Genomic DNA, 16,549 nt, shown 5'->3' on the forward strand with positions numbered 1-16,549 from the left:
GGCGCGGGCGGAAGTGCCTCAGTCGGCGAGCAGGGCGTGTACCCACTGGTCTTCGCGCTGTTCGATGTACTCGGCGTCGCTTCGCCAGGCGTCGCCGTGGCCTGCGGCCCACAGGTTTGCCCAGGGCTGGACACCCCGGGCGGCCTGGTCGCGCAGGAAGTCGTGCATGGAACGCGTACGGCGTCCTAGCAGAGGGACCAGCCGGCGGCGTTCGGCTTCATCGAGGCCGTAGGCGTTGGCGAAGACTCGCAGCCGGTCTCCCGCGTCGCGGCGTTGCCAGTCAGGATGCGCGGACAACGGGATGAACCCGTGCATGGCATACGCGACGTCCCACAGGCGGGAACCCGGGCCGGCGGTGTCCCAGTCGATGAAGGCCCACTGGGACTCGCCTGCGACCACAAGGTTCCATGGGGCCAGATCGTGATGGGCGATGATGTCGCTGCCCTCGGCGGGGATCAGCACCTGCCAGTGCGCGTCGGGTGGTGGCGTGAAGTCCTGCACTGCATCGTGGAAGTCCCGGATCAGTCGTGCCACGCGAGCCAGTTGCCGAGCGGGCTCCACCAGAGAGAACCGGTCGGGCCACACCACATGTCCCGGCACAAAGGTCAGGACTTCGCGCCCCTGGTCGTCAATGCCCAAAGGACGAGGCGCCGCCCGGAATCCCACCTCGTGCAGGTGCGTGAGCAAGGCGTGCACTGCGGGAGTCCACGGTCCGGTCGGACGGCGGACGGTATCTCCGACTCGAACGACACCATCGCTGACATTGCCGCCGGACAACGGCTGTTCTTCATCATGCTGCACCGAACCAGTGTGTTTCATCAGGCCGCCATGAGCACCCCGTTAAAGGAGGCGCACCAGGCAGGGGCAGAGGTTAAAGAACAAGATGAGAACCAGCAGCGCTTGGTCAGGCTGTTTTATCCGGGGGAGTTCAGGCGGCTGGCTCCTTCCACGCGGGTTCAGAGTGCTTCTGCGCAGCGGGCTCGTGACGTTGCGCCCAGCGCACGGCGGGGGGCGCTGCCAGGCCCGTCAGGGCGAACATGGCGCCCACCGCGTACCAGCCGGGGCGGCCCCAGGTGATGCAGAGTGCGATGAGCAGGCCCGGGCCGAGGGCTTCGGCCAGGCCGGCGCCCAGGCCGAACACGCCGAGGTACTGGCCGGTGGCGTGCTGCGGGGCGAGGGCGAAGGACACCTCGAAGCCGGCCGCGGCGTGCCACAGTTCCCCGACCGTGTGGATGACCACCGCGGTCATGATCAGTGTGGCGGCGGCCCAAGCCGGAATGCCCGCGGACAGCGAGATCAGTACGCAGGCCACGAGGAAGGCCACGCCCGCCCGACGGTAGGCGTCTGCGCCCGCTGCAGGGGAGTTGATGCCACGGCTGGCTCGTACCTGGAAGGCGACCACGATCACGGTGCCGGTGAGCATGGTGGCCGAGACCAGCCAGTGCGGTGCGGTGGTGGCCCCTACGAGCCACAGCGGAATGGCCACGGTCAGCACCTTGAACTGGATGGCCATGATGCCGTCGAGGACAGTGATCAGAAGGTAAGGGCGGTCCCGCAGGGCGATCCAGCGAGGACCTGCGACGGTAGCGACGGGCATGACCGGCGGCAGGCGAACCAGGATTGCCGCAGAGGCGACGAAGGCGATCGCGTTGCCGATGACCAGAAGCTGATAGGCGGTGAGGGTGCCCACCTGGACGACCCAGCCGGCAAGTAAGGCACCGAGGGAGATGCCGACGTTGGTCACAGCGCGGAGATAGGCACGGAACTCCTGCGGCCGGTCCCCTCCGTAGTGCCTGATGAGCGGACTGCGGGCAGCCAGTCCGGCCGCCTTTGCCCCAGTGGCTGCGGATACGGCGAGGACGAACGGCCAGAAACTGTCCGCCAGCACAAAACCGGCCGTTGCCAGCGCCTGGACGACAAGGGTGACCGCGTAGACGCCGCGTGCTCCGTGAGTGTCCGCGAGATGGCCGACGGCGATGCCCACAGCCAGCGCCATGAAACCGGCGATGCCTAACCCGAGCCCCACCTGGCCCGCCGGGAGGTGAACAGCCTGAGTGAAGTACAGCACCCCGGCGGTCAAATAAAGGCCGCTGCCAACGGTGTAGACGAAGTTCGAGCCGGCGAGGACGCGCTGTGGTCCGGCATCCGGTATCAGATGGCGCATGGCATGGCTCCGCGTCCAGGTGTCGGTAAGGGCCCACCAAGCTTCTTGCATGTTACTTGCAATAGCAATATGATTGCGGCAAAGCCTCCTGTAGGCCGCCCGGCCTCACCGTGCGGGAGCGGGAAATGCAGGACGAGGACCGCTTCACTCCAGGCCGCTGGGCACCGGGCTGAACTGGGCGGACGACCACTGCGGGCCAGTGGGCCCGGATCGACGCACACCCCGAAGATCATTCCGGCACGGTCGGCCAGAGCACAGCCAGAATCATGGACCCGGGAGGCAGCCCCGCAACCCACCTCCGACCGGGCGGCCCTCCGCCTGCCTATTTCGGGGTGCACAAATCGCGGCGAGCGTTCGACGAGCTCCCGCAGGAGCGAAGGATCGGGCCTGAGCATGACGGCTGCCTCCGTCCTCGCCCCTTCGGACCTGCCTCCGTCACACCTGCGAGACGCGGCGGCGCGTGGCGTCCGGTGGCAGTGAGGAGACCAGGCGCCAGCTTGAAGACGCCTCGTACACGTTGTGCGTGGTCACCGGCACCCGCCAGCTCGACACAGCGCTGTACACGGCCCGCCACCAGCCGGCCGGCGAGATCGACCACCACACCGGCGACCAGCTCAGGCCCGCCCTGGACGTCTCCGACACCCCCCGGCCCCGCATCGTGATCGACATGCGGCAGGTCACCTTCATCGACTCCAGCGCCATCAACATCCTCATCGCCGCCCACCAGGCCGTCACCGCGACAGGCGGCTGGCTCCGCCTGGCCGTCCCCGCCGGATCAGTGATGCGCACCCTGCCGATCGTCGGTGTCGACACCCTCATCGACTGCCGCCCCACCCTGCGTGAGGCACTCACCAACTGACCAGCCCCTCGGGCGCCTGCACGCGCTGACGTCCGCCAGGACGGCTCGGGGACCGGACAGCCCCATCCACCCCCGAGGAACGTGCGCACCGGGGCCGCTAGGACCAGGCTGCTTTCCGGTCGCGGGGTCCTCACACCCGTCGTACACAGGGTGTATGAGCGACAGCGGCGCGAAGAGAGCGACGCCGGACTGATCACCTTGCCCCATCGCGAGAGGGGGGCTACATCGTGGCTCTGGTCATCGTGGAACCGCCGGTTCCCGGAAAAGGCGGTCGACAGGTCATCGTGCGCTGCCCGGAGGCACAACGGTGCATCGGTATCGCTCACTCGGACCAGGAGCTCGTGTGGCTCCTGGAGAAGGTCGGGCTGACCGGCTACGAGAACGACCTCGATCTCCCTGGCGCAGTCGAATGGCAGGGGCTCGGTCCGCACCAATGGGAGCGCCCGAGCTAGCTAGCGCCCACAGGAGCTGCTGGGTAGGCGCCTTGTCCGGTGCCTACGGTGGCGAAGCGCGCAATCGGGCTACCGGTCCCATCCGTCACCCATGATCCGGCGGGCCCTCGATCTCCGGGTGCGGCGGGCGCCAAGGGTTGCGACCGTAGGAGTGAAGGAGGCAGGTCCGAACGGGTGAGGACGGAGGCAGCCCGCATGCTCAGACCACATCCTTCGCTCCTGCGGGAACTCGTCGAACGCTGCGAGACGCTCAGACGGCGCGCGGCGTCCAGCGGCAGTGAGAAAACCAAACGCCAGCTTGAGGACGCCTCCTACACGCTGTGCGTGGTCACCGGAACCCGCCAGCTGGACACAGCGCTGTACGTAGCCCGCCAGCACCTGGCCGACGCGATGCGACGAGAACAGCCTCTCCATCGCTGAGCACGCCCAACCCCGAGATCACCCTGCCTGCCTGAGGCGCTGCTCGGTCCTGCACTCGAACGGCGGCCGGCCAGCGTGGAAGACATGGTGCGTGACGTGGACGCTGCCGGAGCCGATGCTGACCTCGCCCGTGCCCGACCCCGGTCTGCGGCCCGGCTGGGCCGCAGAGCCGAAGTGGGACGGGTTCCGGGCCCTGGTCTCCGTCGACTCGGGGCAGGTGGTGCTGCGCTCCAGGCGCGGCACCGAGATGGCCCCGGCGTTCCCGGAGGTTGTGGCCGGCGCCGCGCAGCTGCCGGACGCGACCGCGCTGGACGGCGAGCTGGTCGTGTGGGAGGAGGGGCGGCTCGCCTTCGAGCGGTTGCAGGACCGGTTGCAGCGGCGTGGTGCTGGGGCGGCCCGGGCGGCTGCCGAGTGGCCGGCCCACTTCGTCGCCTTCGACCTGCTCCGGCTGTCCGGGACTGACACAACGCTCTGGCCGTACCGGCGGCGCCGTGCCGCATTGGAGTCGCTATTCGCCGCACGCAGGCTGTCGGCACCGTGGGCGCTGTGCCCGTCGACCACCGACCCGGACACCGTGCGCGAGTGGCTGACATGGGCGGCGGTCGGCATGGAAGGCTTGGTCTACAAGCGGCTGGACAGTACGTATCAGCCGTCGGTGAGGGGCTGGCGGAAGTACAAGGTGCGGGAGACCACCGAGGCGATCGTCGGCGCGGTCACCGGTCCGGTGACCGCGCCGCGCAGTCTGCTGCTGGGTAGGTACAACGAGCGTGGGCGCCTTCAGTACACCGGCCGCACCACGGCCCTCACTCAGGCGACCAGCAGCACAGTCGCCGGCCTCCTCGCCCCGGCCCGGCCCGGACACCCGTGGACGGGCTGGTCGTTTGCTGCCGGATGGGGCACCAGGGAGACGCTGGACGTCACGCTCGTGGATCCCGAGCTCGTGGTGGAGGTCGGCGTCGACGTCGCCCGCGACGCCGCCGGTCGGTGGCGCCACCCGGCCCGACTGCACCGCCCCCGCACCGACCTCTCCCCCACCGATGTCCCCTTCCTGAGACCGCCGCCGTGACGGGCAGCGCGGCGGCCCCGGCCGGCGCGCAACACCGGCGGGTGCGTCCCGATCGTCGGCAGCGCCGCGCCGCCCATCCCGCCCCTCCCTCACCTCTCAACTCCAGCAGGGACATGGGCGAAAGCAGCCGCAACGGGGATGTCAGTACCCCGACCACGCCCGTACGGTGGGGGTGACCTGCACCAATGCGGCGGTGTCGGCGAGGCTCGCGCAAGAGAAGACGCAAGGGCTGGCGCAGGAGATGTTGCCGCGAGGCGGTCCGGGTGACGACCTCGCAGCAGGCCATCGGTGGCGGTCGCCGAGGGGCGGTGAGCGCAGCTACTCCATCGATGAAGGCGCCTGCCGCATCTCCGTGACCAGCAGGCCCAGCATGCGGAAGCGGGCCAGCAGACCGAACAGATGCGCCTCGTCGACGACGGCCCCGTGAAAGACCGTCTGCTCGCCCAGCGTGGCAACTTCCAGCTCGGGGAACACCTCCCCAGCGTTCTCCGGGACAGGACCGCAGACCCGGAACTCGTAACGCATGCTCTTTCTCCCTCCGGGACAGCCCATGCTGACCCCTGCCCCGGCCTGCGGGCATCACCCGCACCGGGTGAGCGGGCCAGCGCGGGCCCCGCCGGCGACTCGGTTGAGTGATCCTCGAAGGCACTCAAAGCGCTGGCACGTCATGCCGTGCATGAAGCCGATCAACGAAACACACCTGGCGGAGCCGGGCCTGGCCGTGGTGGGGGTCGCGGCCGCCGATGGCCAGACCGCGTTCGCCGCCCAGAAGCTGCTCGCCGGGCGGTGGGCGACTGCGCCGGCGGACCGAACGACCCGGGTACCTGGGCCGACGGCGGCTACACCGGCCGCCTCACCAGGTGGGCAAAGGAGAAACTCCAGCTCACCTCGCGGCGCTCGCTAGAGCTCAAAAGTCACCAGCGCTTCCCTAGTGCCGTGGCGAGGTCCACAGTGAAAGCAGCACTACTGCGGAAACGGAGGCGGTCATGCTCCTGCTCGGCATCATTCTGCTGGTTGTCGGCTTCGTCACCGGCATATCGATCCTGTGGACGATCGGGATCATCCTCGCGGTCATCGGCGCGGTCCTGTGGATCATGGGGTCCATGGGACACGCAGTCGCCGGCCGCCGACACTACTGGTGAACTGCCTCCTTACCCGGCACCGAAGCGACGTCCCCGTGTAGCTAGTCCAGCGGCGCAGGATCAGGTGCGGGGCGTGCCGGGTATGCCTGGCACTGGCCAGGCCGATCGCCGTGCCGTGGCGACATCGCTCGATCCTGCGGGGCGTTGTGGTCACGCCGGTCGGATGTTCTCCGCGTGCGGTCCGTTCTGGGTCCTGTGGCGTCGAACTCGACCCATAGTGCACGCCCGTCATCACCTGCCGCCTGAAGATTCGTGTCTCCGGCCGGCCTCACCTGTTCCGCATGCCCCCGGGGGCGCAATGCCGGACACTCCTGTATAGGGCCGGCGTATTCGCGCGGGCCATGGTGAGGGTGTTCGGCGTGCTTGAGGTGCCGCTCTGGCTGTGGGGGGCGTTCGCCGCGACGGTGGTCGTGTCGCTGGCGGTGGACCTGCTGTCCCACCGCACCGCGCACGTCATCGGCTTCAAGGAGGCCGCCGCCTGGAGCGGCCTGTGGGTGAGCCTGGCCCTGATCTTCGGCGCGGTCGTCTTCCTCGTCCTCGGCACCGCGGCGGGCACCGAGTACACGACGGCGTGGCTGCTAGAGAAGAGCCTGTCGGTCGACAACCTGTTCGTCTTCGCCGTGATCTTCGCGTACTTCAAGGTGCCCCGCGCCTACCAGCACCGCGTGCTGTTCTTCGGCGTCATCGGCGCGCTCGTCTTCCGCGGGATCTTCCTCTCCCTCGGCGTGGCCGTGGTCAGCCGCTTCACCGCGGTGCTGTTCGCCTTCGCCGCGGTCCTCTTCTACAGCACCTACAAACTCCTCAAGGACGAGCAGGAGAGCTTCGACCCGGGCAAGAGCTTCGCCGTACGGATGCTCCGCAAGCTCATCCCGGTGCGGGACGACTACGCCGGGGCGAAATTCTTCGTCAAGGAAGCCGGCATACGGATGGCGACCCCGCTGCTCGCGGTGGTCGCCGCGATCGAGGCCGCCGACCTGATCTTCGCCGTCGACAGCGTGCCCGCCGTCCTCGCGGTCAGCGACGACGCCTTCATCGTCTACACCAGCAACGCCTTCGCCATCCTCGGCCTGCGGGCCCTCTACTTCATGCTCGCCGGCCTGCTGGACCGCTTCCACTACCTGAACAAGGGACTGGCGATCATCCTCGCCTTCATCGGGGTCAAGCTCATCCTCCAGGCATCCCACAAGCTGATCAGCCCCCGCATCCCGGAGATTCCCTCGCCGATCAGCCTCGCGGTCATCGTCGTCGTCCTGACAGCTTCCGTGGTGCTCAGCCTCAAAAGGCCCGCCCCGATAGGGATTCTGGAACAGACCGACGAAGAGGACACCTTCGCGGTCACCGAGCAGCCCGAGACGCCCAGCGCACCCGGTTCACCGGGCGAGGACAGTGGAGCCCGCCCAGGCTCGGGGCGGCGCAGAAGCAAGGCACTTCCCGACACGTCAGCGCGGGCATATCGTAAAAAAATGGTCAAAACGAAGCGCAAGCCAGAAGCGTACGTATGCCCGACGTGCAAGAAATCCGTGCCAGCCGCGGTCCACCGCCACAAGAGCCTTGGCGTATTCGTTCCCGTGTGGGGCCCGGGCCCATGCCAGAACCGCGACTGTCCCGACTACCGGCTGGACCCCCACCACAAGCACTCTGCGACCCGGTAACGGACAGGTGGAGCAGGGGTTCGCGTGAACCGGGACCGAGGGAGTGACGGGCAACATCCCGGAACTCACTCTCAGACCCGCCCCGGCGGGAGGCACCCATGTCACTCAGCGGTCCGTACGGATGCCGGGAAGCCCGGACCGAGCCCGCGACGTCTGGGCGGCCTTCGCTCCGGGCCACGCGCTGCGGGCGCCGACGCCGCGTTGTCCCGCCCAGGCGCCTGGTCGTCCACCGCGATGTCCAGGCGCCGGCGCGCTTCGGCGGTGGCAGCCGCCGTGCTCCAGCCGTTCGGCCCCGCGAGGTCCGCTAGGCCGTGTTTGAGATGTGGTTACAACGCCTGGCGTATGAGTGCGAGTTGGACGGTATGCCAGGGGGCGGTTCTTACCGCTCGGATGGCCCCCCACCGTGGCTGCCGTACCCGGAGGCACCACCTGAGCGGCGGCCCGACGGCATGTTCGCACCGGCAGCGGCCGCAAGAGCCAGCAGACAGGCGATCACACCCACGATCACGTTGTTGGTGATGGTGCGGGTGGTGTCCACCTCCCCGGCGACCACCCACGGCGCGATGATCGTCCACGCGCCGAGGGCCGCAGCGGCCCAGGCCATGCTGTGCGTGCGCTCGTAGGCATGTCCGAAGCCGCCCATCAGCAGCGCGTAGGCGATACCCACGATCAGGTTGGTTACGGCCAGGGTCGAGAAACCGTTGAAGCCGGCTATCCAGGGCGAGGCCGCCAGGTACAGTCCGGTGATCACGCCCAGGGCCTCGATCGCCTGCGCACGCGGAGTGGTCGCTGCCCGCTCATGCCGAGCACGCATCTCGAGGATGTCCGGGTGGGATTCCATGGGGGGCCGGGTGTAACTCATGATCGCCTCCAGCTGTGAGGGGCTTACTCGCACTCCGCGTACCCGTAAAGGATGGATAAACCCGATCTGTCGGCTTTGGGTTGCTTTTCGGGCCGGACGACTTCGGGTCGTACCAGAGGCGACTGTCGGGCGCTCGGCACGGGGGTGTGACGCGTCGCCATCGATGGTGATCGCCGCCGTGCGGTGACTGACGCCGCGCCGTGCGCGCACCCCGACGCCGACCCGACGTCGAGCGGACGATGTCTCGACACTGGACGGCGAGCTCGTCGTGTGGGAGGAACGGCGGCTCGCGTTCGAGCGGTTACAGGACCGGCTTGCCCGGCGCGGTGGCCCGGGCGGCTGCCGAGTGGCCGGCCCACTTCGGTCTTCGATCTGCTCAGGTTGTCCGGGACGGACACGAAGGTCTGGCCGTACCGGCGGCGCCGGGCCGCGCTGGAGTCGCTGTTCGCCGCGCGGCGGCTGTCGGCACCGTGGGCACTGTGTCCGGTCGATCCGGCTCCGGAGGATCCCGAGCGGCGCGAGCACCGCTCTGGAAGGCGGCTTGGTGCCATTTCTTACGGGAGTACCAGGTCGGAACGCACCACGGTGACCGGGCAGTGCGCGTGATGGAGCATGGCCTGACTGACCGAGCCCAGGAGCAGTCCGGTGAATCCGCCGCGTCCGCGCGTGCCGACCACCATGAGCTGGGCTCCACGACTCGCCTCGATCAGTGTCGGCCGCGTACGGCCTCGCACAACACGTGCCTGGACGATCACTTCAGGGTGCTCTTCTCGGTGCCCGGACAGGGCCCCGTTCAGGAGTTGCTCCTCGTGTGCCTGAAGCGTCTCCACATCACCGATGAGGTCCACCAGGTCCGCCGGGCGGGTGTCACCGTGGTCGCTCCACGTCCCCCATACGTGCAGCGCCACCAGGTCCGCGCCGCGCAGCGAAGCCTCCTCGAACGCATACGTGATCGCCCCACGGCTCTGGGGTGTACCGTCCACCGCCACCAGCACCGGCCCGTCATGCGCCATCCGGTCCCGTACCACCATCACCGGGCAGTGGCTGTGAGCGGCCAGACGGACCGACGTCGATCCCAGCAGCAGCCCGGCGAAACCACCCGAGCCGCGATGGCCCACCACCACCAGCTGCGCCGTCCTCGACTCTGCTTCCAGGGCCGTAACCGCTTCCCCGGCAATGACCGCCTGATCGGCCACCACGCCGGGAGCGGCAGCCAGGGCTCGTTCGACGGCTTCGGTGAGCAGATGCTCGACGGATTCCTGCACGCCTCCCGTCGGCGGGCCCAAAGGCGAGCCGCCGGGCGGGACATGCATAGCGGGCCAGACAAAGGCATGCACGACGTGCAGCTCGGCTCCCCTCATCCGGGCCTCTTGCGCTGCCGCCTCCACGGCGGCCAGCGCAGCGGAGGAGCCGTCCACTCCCACCACGACCGGCCTGGGCAACACGCTGCGCTCTCCTCGCCACGGCGTCGGCGCGGGCAACGGCCCAGCGCCTTGCTCTCCCAGCCTCTCGCCCTGCCCTCAGGGACGCCACCAGGCGCTAGCCGGTCCTGCCGCCTGAGCGGCACGCGCATTTGCTCAGCCGGCCCGGCCCGGGGGTCGGCTGCCGCGCGGGCCGCCCGGAACAGGGCCGCGCCGGCCAGGAAGCCGGCCAGGGCTGCCGTCGGCACCCCCAACGGGCCGCGGGCGGAGGGACCGGCGACGGCCACGCCGAGCAGACCGAGTACGCAGGCGGCGTAGCCGATGGTGGTCACGGTGGCGCGCAACCAGGGCCGGCCGAGCACCCTCCGCATCCACCAGCCGCGCGGGGGCACGGCACCGCGCCGCACACCGCGCCTCTCGACCCGGCCGAAGGCCGCCACCAGCGCGCCCAGCACGGTGAAGAGCATGACGAGCCACGGCAGCTTCCACAGCAGCCACGCTCCGGTGTCCCCCGGAGGCTGGGGCAGCGGGAACAGGCCGGAGGCGTACACGGTCAGGGCGACGAGCACGAACGCGCTCATGTGCCACAGCAGCACGGTAAGGATCACCGAGTTCACGGTGATCACGGCCAGCCAGGGCCCGAGCCGTCGCAACCGTCGACTCCCCGCGTCGCGCAGCAGCAGCGCCCGCCCGAGGTGAGCCGTGGCCAACGCCAGTAGCGCGAACGTAGGCGGCGAGAGGTTGCTGAGCCGCATGCCGGCATAGTCGACCATGCTGACCGGGTAGGGGCCGGCCACCGTAAGCAGCAGCGCCACCGCGGCACCGCCCACCAGCAGCGGCACGGCCACCTTGGGCCGTGCCGGCAGCGTCCCGTCCTGCCAGGCGAAGCCGATCTGGTGCACCGCCAGCCAGGCGAAGAGGTAGTTGCCCAGCTGCAGCGTCGGCGCGTCGAACGCCAGCCGCGCCACGTCTCCGGCGGCGACCAGCCCTACCAGGACCAGCGGCACGGCCAGCCCCGCCCGCCGGTGCAGGCGGTGCATCAGCGGCGTCAGGAAGACCACCACGAGGTAGACCAGCAGGAACCACAGCGGGATCGAGGCCAGCCACACCGCCCGGCCCACCTGAGCGGGATCGACGCCCGCCAGCCGGGCGATCAGCGCGGCGGCGGCAAGCGTCACCAGGAGTGCGGTAGTCGGCCGTACGAGCCGCGCGCTGCGGTCGAGTAGCCAGTCCTACCTTCGGAGAGCTCCTCGACTCCCTGGACGGCGCGCCCGCCCAAGCGCAGACATCCTGACCTGCCTGCTGCGCGAATCACGCGGTCTGCTCCGACTGCGGGACTACCCTCTCGGCGCCACGGCGCGCGGACCTGTCAGATCAGGCCAGCGCTCGTCCAGGACGACATCTCGCGTGGCCGGACTCCCGCATCACAGCGGTCTGCCGCTCCTTCATCCCTGCAGCGATCGGCGAGGACAGTGAGGAGCGCTGCACCTCGCCCAGCAGGAGCCCGCCTCTGGCAACGTCACGGTGCGGCTCGCTCAGTCATCGGCGGGGGCGGCGGACGGCGGGCCCGACCGCTCGCCGGACGAATCGGGCCGGGTTTTCACCGCTGCCTCCGCCCCCGGAGGTCGAGGTCGCCCTGCGCGGCGAGGCCGACAACCAGCCCCGCCGCACCCATGACCAGCACCAGCAGGAACGCCCAGAAGCCGCCGAAATAGCCGGCGAAGCCCAGAGCCATTCCGGCCGCGAGGCCCGTCGTTGCTGCGCTCATCGTGCATTCCACCCGTCTCGCGAACGTACGTCACCGTTCGGGCGAGCACCCGCGCCCACCGGGGTCCGGCGGTGGATCACCTCACACGGCCCTCTTCCGGCTCGGTTTCTTCCTCCTCGTCGGGCAGATGGACGTCGCCGACGGTGATGTTCACCTCGACGACCTCCAAGCCCGTCATCCGCTCCACGGCGCTGATCACGTTGGTGCGTACGTCGCCGGCGACGTCGACGATGGAGGCGCCGTACTCGATTACGACGTCCAGGTCCACGGCGGCCTGCCGCTCGCCGACCTCGACCTTCACCCCCCGCGTGACGGCTTCGCCTCCCCCTCCGCCGGGGACGCGTTCCCGCACAGCGCCCAAGGCGCGGGCCATGCCAGCCCCGAGATTGATGCCCGGTACCTCGCGGGCAGCCATGCCCGCGATCTTGGCCACTACCCCGTCCGCGATGGTGGTCTGCCCCCGTGTCTCGGCCGGAGCCCCGGCCCCGGTACGACCCTTCAGCGCGCTCACGCCCGCATCGGGACGGCTGCCCCCGCCGACACTGGTGTTGTCCGTCATGGCGGTCGTCTCGATCGGTCGGTCGGACACCGGTGTGGCGCCCTTCGAATGGTTGGACGGAGAGCAGGCGCACGTGGCCTGACCGCGGCCTTTTCTCGCGTCAGCCGGTATTGCAACAGATCCCCGAGGTCCCGGCCAGCTGGTCCGTCACAGCTTCGGGCGCATCGGCCCGAAGCGTAGGGCCTGTGACCTGCGGCGACATTCAAGACGATGGTCTGCTGGCCCACCGGCCGCTACTGAGCAACCCACTCCGCAACGGCCGGGGAACAAACCTCTCCACCCGCCGAATACCCCAACGAGGTCAAACCCGCACAATCCCGACTGTTCGACGTACCTCGAAGCGGCTCTCGCTGGTGCGGTGGGTCTCCTCCACCACGCTCAACCTTTCACCTGGACAGATCAGTGCCGCATCGTCGGCGTATCCCGGCGGCTCGGCGGTTCGCCGGGCATTTCCGCTCGGCCTCCGTCGGGCGATCTTGGTGAGGGTCCCGCAGGATTGTGCCGGTTGCCCTGCTGTTGAGGTCCACTCAGGGCAGCCGGCGTCGTGCGCGGCGGACTGCCGCCCTCAACCTTCACCAGGGAGCTCGCATGGCAGTGACGGCGGAGGAACTCGTCTCGGCGCTGGAGGATGCGCGTCAGGCGCATGCTGCGGTCCTGGACCGGTTCCGGGTGGATGCGACGGTCACGCCGCCGGGACCGCACCGGCGGATGCTGAGCTCCAGGTCGCCCAGGTCAAGGGCGGTGTGGAGCGCATCCAGAACCAGGTGCGCCACCTGCAGCCCAGGGGGGTGCTCGGCATGGCAGCCGGCGTGACGCGGTGGGTGTCGCGGGGCGCGGTGCGCACGGTGATGCTGCCGGTGACGGTCGGGTCGAGAGCCGTCCGGGGGATGCTGCCCGGCGGCGGCCCGGCCGACCCGCGGCAGGTGCTCAGGAACACCGAGGACGAGTACGCGGCCGCGGCGCGGGCGCTGGCAGCCTGCCGGGCGGGGGAGGTCGTGGCCGAGCAGGTGGACGACCAGGCCACCGCCGAACTGTTCGGCACGCTGCGCCGCCAGGACGAGGAGTTGCTGCAGGTCCTGGAAGATAGCCTCGCCGAGCAGGCACGCCGGGTGGTGGCGTCCGTCAACGGTCCCGGCGGCAACGGGGGCAGGGGTGTTGCCGAGGCCACCGCCCAGACGATGCGGACCGCGGCCGACCGTACCCGTGAGGCCGCCCAGCGCGGCAGTCGGCGGGCCAGGGGCGCAGCAGAGGGCGCGGCACGCGAGATGCCCGAGCCCGGCTCCGTCGCCGAGGAGGTCGTGGGAGCGGTCCAGCGGGAGGAGGACCTGCCGATTCACGGGTTCAGTCAGCTCAGCACCGAGCAGATCCGCCAGCGGCTGCGGACGCTGTCCCAGGTGGACCTGACGGTGATCGAGGGCTATGAACGCGCCCACGGCCACCGCAAGGGCGTCCTCGAGGCCATTGAGCAGCTGCGCGAGGCCGAGCCGTGGGCCGGCTACGACTCCATGGAACCAGGCGAGATCACCGCACGACTGCGGGACGCTTCCTCCGGCGAGGCCCGTCAGGTGCGGGAGTACGAACAGCGCCACCGGCAACGCCAGGAGATCATCTCCTCCGCCGACGCCCGCATGTCCGGCTGACGGAAGGGGGCGCTTCGATGCCTTCGGCGTTGATCTCGCCGGGTAGCACGGCGCGGTACTCGAACCGGCCGGTCAGGTGAGTGCTTCGATGCAGGACGCCGGTGCGTTCGCGCCCCTGGTACTCGCCGGTGGGCCGCTCGCGGACCGGGGCACAGCTGTGGACGCGCGCCCGGTGAGGTAGGCCCAGCCCTGCCACCGCGTCCGAGCTCACACCTCACGGGCCGAACAGGCGAGAACGGGCAGCCAGGACCGTGCCCGCCAGCCGTCGGGATGGGGAGCCGTTGCAGGCCAACCCCCAGGCTCGATACCAACCGCAACCGCGCTGGATGCGTAGGAGCTGACCGTGTCACACGACGCAGGGAGCTCAGATGAAGCCAGGGCTTCCTTAGAGGTCATCTGATCTAGGTAGTTGGTGTTCTGGGATGTTTTTGTGACCGGCGCCGTTGGTGGTCGGCACACGAGACGTGAGTGTTCGTCGTCCCTACCGCAGTGACGTGTCCGACGCCCGCTGGGCCTTGATCGAACCGGTCTTCACCGGTTGGCGAGCGAGACGGACGGGCCCCGGCACAGCGGCCCGGGTGCACGACCTACGAGAGATCGTCAACGCGATCCTCTACGTCAACCGCACTGGCATCCCCTGGGAGTACCTGCCGCACGACTTCCCGCCGTACAAGACCGTCTATGACTACTACGCGAAGTGGGAAGCGGACGGCACCACCCAGCAGGTCCACGACCTGTTACGCGACAAGACCCGGCGGGCTCACGGCCGCAGTGCGGAGCCCACCGCGGCCGTGGTGGACGCACAGAGCGTGAAGACCTCGGCAAACGTCGCCGAGACCAGCCAGGGCATCGACGCCGGCAAAAAGATCAAAGGGCGCAAGCGGCACCTGATCACCGACACGCTCGGTCTGGTGCTGGCCGTCCTCGTCACCGCCGCGAACGTGCACGACACCACCGGCGGCAAGCTCCTGCTCGACGACCTGGCCGCGTCACATCCTGGCGTGACCAAGGTCTGGGCCGACGGTGGTTACCAGAACAGCATCTTCAACCACGGCGCCGCACTGGGCATCGACGTCGAGGTGGTGCAGCGACCACGGGCTAAGGGGTTCGAGCCGCTGCCCAAGCGGTGGGTGATCGAGCGGACCTTCGGCTGGCTGATGCAGCACCGCCGCCTGGCACGGGACTACGAAGCCCTCCCACAGAGATCCCGCACGATGATCCACTGGGCGATGGCTAACAAAATGTCCCGCGAGCTGACCGGAGAATCCGCGCCAACCTGGCGATTTGAAACGGACATCCCGCTCGCAACGGTCTGAACATTGATCAGATGCCCTCTTAGTGGTCCTAACAAAGGCGTTGGACGTGGCGGTGAGTGATCAGGCAGGTGGCGAGGCCGAGGAAGGCTTCGTGGATGTCGTCGCGTCGTTCCCAGCGGATCCGCAGTCGGCGGAAGCCGTGCAGCCAGGCGATGGTGCGCTCGACCACCCAACGGAGGACGCCCAGGCCAGAGCCGTGTTCGTGGCCTCGTTCGGCGATCACCGGGTTGATGCCTTTCGCCCGGACAAGGCGCCGGTACTTGTCGTGGTCGTAGCCCCGGTCAGCGAGCAGGGCATCAGGGCGCCGGCGCGGACGGCCGACGACACCGGCGACTGCCGGGACCTTGTCGAGCAAGGGCAGTAGCTGGGTGACGTCGTTGCGGTTGCCGCCGGTCAGCGACACCGCGAGCGGGATGCCCTGGCCGTCGGTGAGGACGTGGTGCTTGCTGCCCGGACGTGCGCGGTCGACCGGGCTGGGACCGCTTTTGGGCCCCTGCGGGCCGCCCGGACGTGAGAGGAATCGATCACCGCCCGCGACCAGTCGAGCTTCTTCGCCGCCCGCAGCTTCTTCAGCAGCACCAGGTGCAGTTCGTCCCAGACACCGGCCTCGTTCCAGGCGGCCAGGCGCCGCCAGCACGTCATCCCCGAGCCGAAGCCCAGCTCCTGCGGCAGGTACTCCCACTGGATGCCGGTATGCAGCACGAACAGGATCCCGCACAACGCCTGCCGGTCCGGGACCCGCGGCCTGCCCTCGACCAGCTTCGGACCCGGCTCGGGCAGCAACGGCTCAATCAACGACCACAGTTCGTCCGAGACGATCCACGGACGCGACTCCCTCTTTCCCACGACCAGGCCAACGAGCAACCAAGCCGACAGTCACATGATCAACGGCTTCTGTTAGGACCTCTTAGGCGCCGTTGGAGTCGACTGGTCCACGTCGCATGAGGTCGGGACGGATATCGGCGAGGCGTAGGCTCGCTGGAGCCCTTCCAGCAGCGGACGGTCGATGCGGTAGGGCCGTGCTCGCTCGTGCCGCTGGAGCAGTTGGTGGGCGCCGGCCGGGCCGACGCGGCGCTTCACGGCCCTGATGCTGGTCAGGGTTCCGCCGATTTTCGTCGGCGGGATCGGGTCCGCCGGGTGGTTGGCGAAGTACTGATGGATATGTGCAGCGTGCGCGAGGTCGTGGACGGCGGCCATCTGATGAGGGGCTTGGCCGCCAGTCCCGGGA

Annotated in this window: 17 protein-coding genes and 2 pseudogenes; 9 read left to right on the forward strand and 10 right to left on the reverse strand. The window is 69.2% G+C overall.

The genetic code is table 11. The annotated features are described in order from the left end of the window. Positions 1–18 precede the first annotated feature (18 nt). Together QC385_RS14300 and QC385_RS14305 are read right to left on the reverse strand one after the other, a co-directional pair. On the reverse strand, positions 19–801 hold the full coding sequence (locus tag QC385_RS14300) for a phosphotransferase enzyme family protein (RefSeq protein WP_279541696.1): 783 nt from the start codon (positions 799–801) through the stop codon (positions 19–21). Between the two features lie 127 nt (positions 802–928). After that, on the reverse strand, positions 929–2,164 hold the full coding sequence (locus QC385_RS14305; RefSeq protein ID WP_279541697.1) for an MFS transporter: 1,236 nt from the start codon (positions 2,162–2,164) through the stop codon (positions 929–931). A gap of 400 nt (positions 2,165–2,564) precedes the next feature. Here QC385_RS14305 and QC385_RS14310 point away from each other — a divergent pair, with 400 nt between their 5' ends. The 4 genes from QC385_RS14310 to QC385_RS14325 all read left to right on the forward strand — a co-directional run bounded on the left by QC385_RS14310 (position 2,565) and on the right by QC385_RS14325 (position 4,961). Beyond that, positions 2,565–3,023: an anti-sigma factor antagonist gene (locus tag QC385_RS14310; RefSeq protein ID WP_279542061.1), complete on the forward strand. Its 459-nt coding sequence runs from the start codon at positions 2,565–2,567 to the stop codon at positions 3,021–3,023. A gap of 227 nt (positions 3,024–3,250) precedes the next feature. Beyond that, the gene (locus QC385_RS14315; RefSeq protein ID WP_279541698.1) at positions 3,251–3,475 is read left to right on the forward strand and encodes a hypothetical protein; all 225 of its coding nucleotides are present in this window, start codon (positions 3,251–3,253) and stop codon (positions 3,473–3,475) included. A gap of 195 nt (positions 3,476–3,670) precedes the next feature. Beyond that, complete coding sequence (locus QC385_RS14320; RefSeq protein WP_279541699.1) at positions 3,671–3,895, forward strand: DUF5133 domain-containing protein; 225 nt, start codon at positions 3,671–3,673, stop codon at positions 3,893–3,895. A gap of 91 nt (positions 3,896–3,986) precedes the next feature. Further along, complete coding sequence (locus tag QC385_RS14325; RefSeq protein WP_279541700.1) at positions 3,987–4,961, forward strand: ATP-dependent DNA ligase; 975 nt, start codon at positions 3,987–3,989, stop codon at positions 4,959–4,961. Positions 4,962–5,279: 318 nt separating this feature from the next. Here QC385_RS14325 and QC385_RS14330 read toward each other — a convergent pair whose 3' ends face one another. Continuing rightward, positions 5,280–5,486, reverse strand: coding sequence for a hypothetical protein (locus tag QC385_RS14330; RefSeq protein ID WP_279541701.1), 207 nt, complete (start codon positions 5,484–5,486; stop codon positions 5,280–5,282). A gap of 151 nt (positions 5,487–5,637) precedes the next feature. Between QC385_RS14330 and QC385_RS14335 the strand changes: the two genes are divergently transcribed. The 3 genes and pseudogenes from QC385_RS14335 to QC385_RS14345 all read left to right on the forward strand — a co-directional run. Beyond that, a complete protein-coding gene (locus tag QC385_RS14335) occupies positions 5,638–5,865 on the forward strand; it encodes a DUF6207 family protein (protein WP_279541702.1) in 228 nt (75 codons plus the stop codon). 82 nt (positions 5,866–5,947) lie between these two features. Beyond that, the gene (locus QC385_RS14340; protein ID WP_099054574.1) at positions 5,948–6,103 is read left to right on the forward strand and encodes a DUF6131 family protein; all 156 of its coding nucleotides are present in this window, start codon (positions 5,948–5,950) and stop codon (positions 6,101–6,103) included. 359 nt (positions 6,104–6,462) lie between these two features. Next, positions 6,463–7,395: pseudogene (locus QC385_RS14345) on the forward strand (TerC family protein); the annotation flags it as partial. A gap of 739 nt (positions 7,396–8,134) precedes the next feature. Here the strand turns inward: QC385_RS14345 and QC385_RS14350 are convergent. From QC385_RS14350 to QC385_RS14375, 5 genes and pseudogenes are all read right to left on the reverse strand, one after another. Next, complete coding sequence (locus tag QC385_RS14350; RefSeq protein ID WP_279541703.1) at positions 8,135–8,617, reverse strand: SPW repeat protein; 483 nt, start codon at positions 8,615–8,617, stop codon at positions 8,135–8,137. A gap of 554 nt (positions 8,618–9,171) precedes the next feature. Further along, complete coding sequence (locus QC385_RS14360) at positions 9,172–10,005, reverse strand: universal stress protein (RefSeq protein ID WP_336621288.1); 834 nt, start codon at positions 10,003–10,005, stop codon at positions 9,172–9,174. Beyond that, positions 9,975–11,255, reverse strand: a pseudogene (locus QC385_RS14365) (acyltransferase family protein); the annotation flags it as partial. The gene QC385_RS14360 and the pseudogene QC385_RS14365, both read right to left, overlap by 31 nt. A gap of 383 nt (positions 11,256–11,638) precedes the next feature. Continuing rightward, the gene (locus QC385_RS14370; RefSeq protein ID WP_279541705.1) at positions 11,639–11,806 is read right to left on the reverse strand and encodes a hypothetical protein; all 168 of its coding nucleotides are present in this window, start codon (positions 11,804–11,806) and stop codon (positions 11,639–11,641) included. A 76-nt stretch (positions 11,807–11,882) separates the two neighbouring features. Continuing rightward, a complete protein-coding gene (locus QC385_RS14375; protein WP_279542063.1) occupies positions 11,883–12,365 on the reverse strand; it encodes an Asp23/Gls24 family envelope stress response protein in 483 nt (160 codons plus the stop codon). Positions 12,366–13,162: 797 nt separating this feature from the next. Here QC385_RS14375 and QC385_RS14380 point away from each other — a divergent pair. Both QC385_RS14380 and QC385_RS14390 read left to right on the forward strand, forming a co-directional pair. Beyond that, on the forward strand, positions 13,163–14,005 hold the full coding sequence (locus tag QC385_RS14380; RefSeq protein WP_279541706.1) for a hypothetical protein: 843 nt from the start codon (positions 13,163–13,165) through the stop codon (positions 14,003–14,005). Positions 14,006–14,469: 464 nt separating this feature from the next. Continuing rightward, positions 14,470–15,321 (forward strand): IS5 family transposase, encoded by an 852-nt coding sequence (locus QC385_RS14390; RefSeq protein ID WP_279542064.1) that lies wholly within the window; start codon positions 14,470–14,472, stop codon positions 15,319–15,321. Positions 15,322–15,349: 28 nt separating this feature from the next. Here the strand turns inward: QC385_RS14390 and QC385_RS14395 are convergent. Further along, positions 15,350–16,140 (reverse strand): IS5 family transposase gene (locus QC385_RS14395; RefSeq protein WP_443032918.1). Its coding sequence is split into 2 segments (ribosomal slippage): positions 15,350–15,819 and positions 15,819–16,140, totalling 792 coding nucleotides; the frame shifts between segments, so codons are not numbered across the junction. A gap of 78 nt (positions 16,141–16,218) precedes the next feature. Then, on the reverse strand, positions 16,219–16,518 hold the full coding sequence (locus QC385_RS14400; protein WP_279541707.1) for a hypothetical protein: 300 nt from the start codon (positions 16,516–16,518) through the stop codon (positions 16,219–16,221). Positions 16,519–16,549: the final 31 nt, after the last annotated feature.

Source organism: Streptomyces sp. DH10, from assembly GCF_029813805.1.
GTDB lineage: Bacteria > Actinomycetota > Actinomycetes > Streptomycetales > Streptomycetaceae > Streptomyces > Streptomyces coeruleofuscus.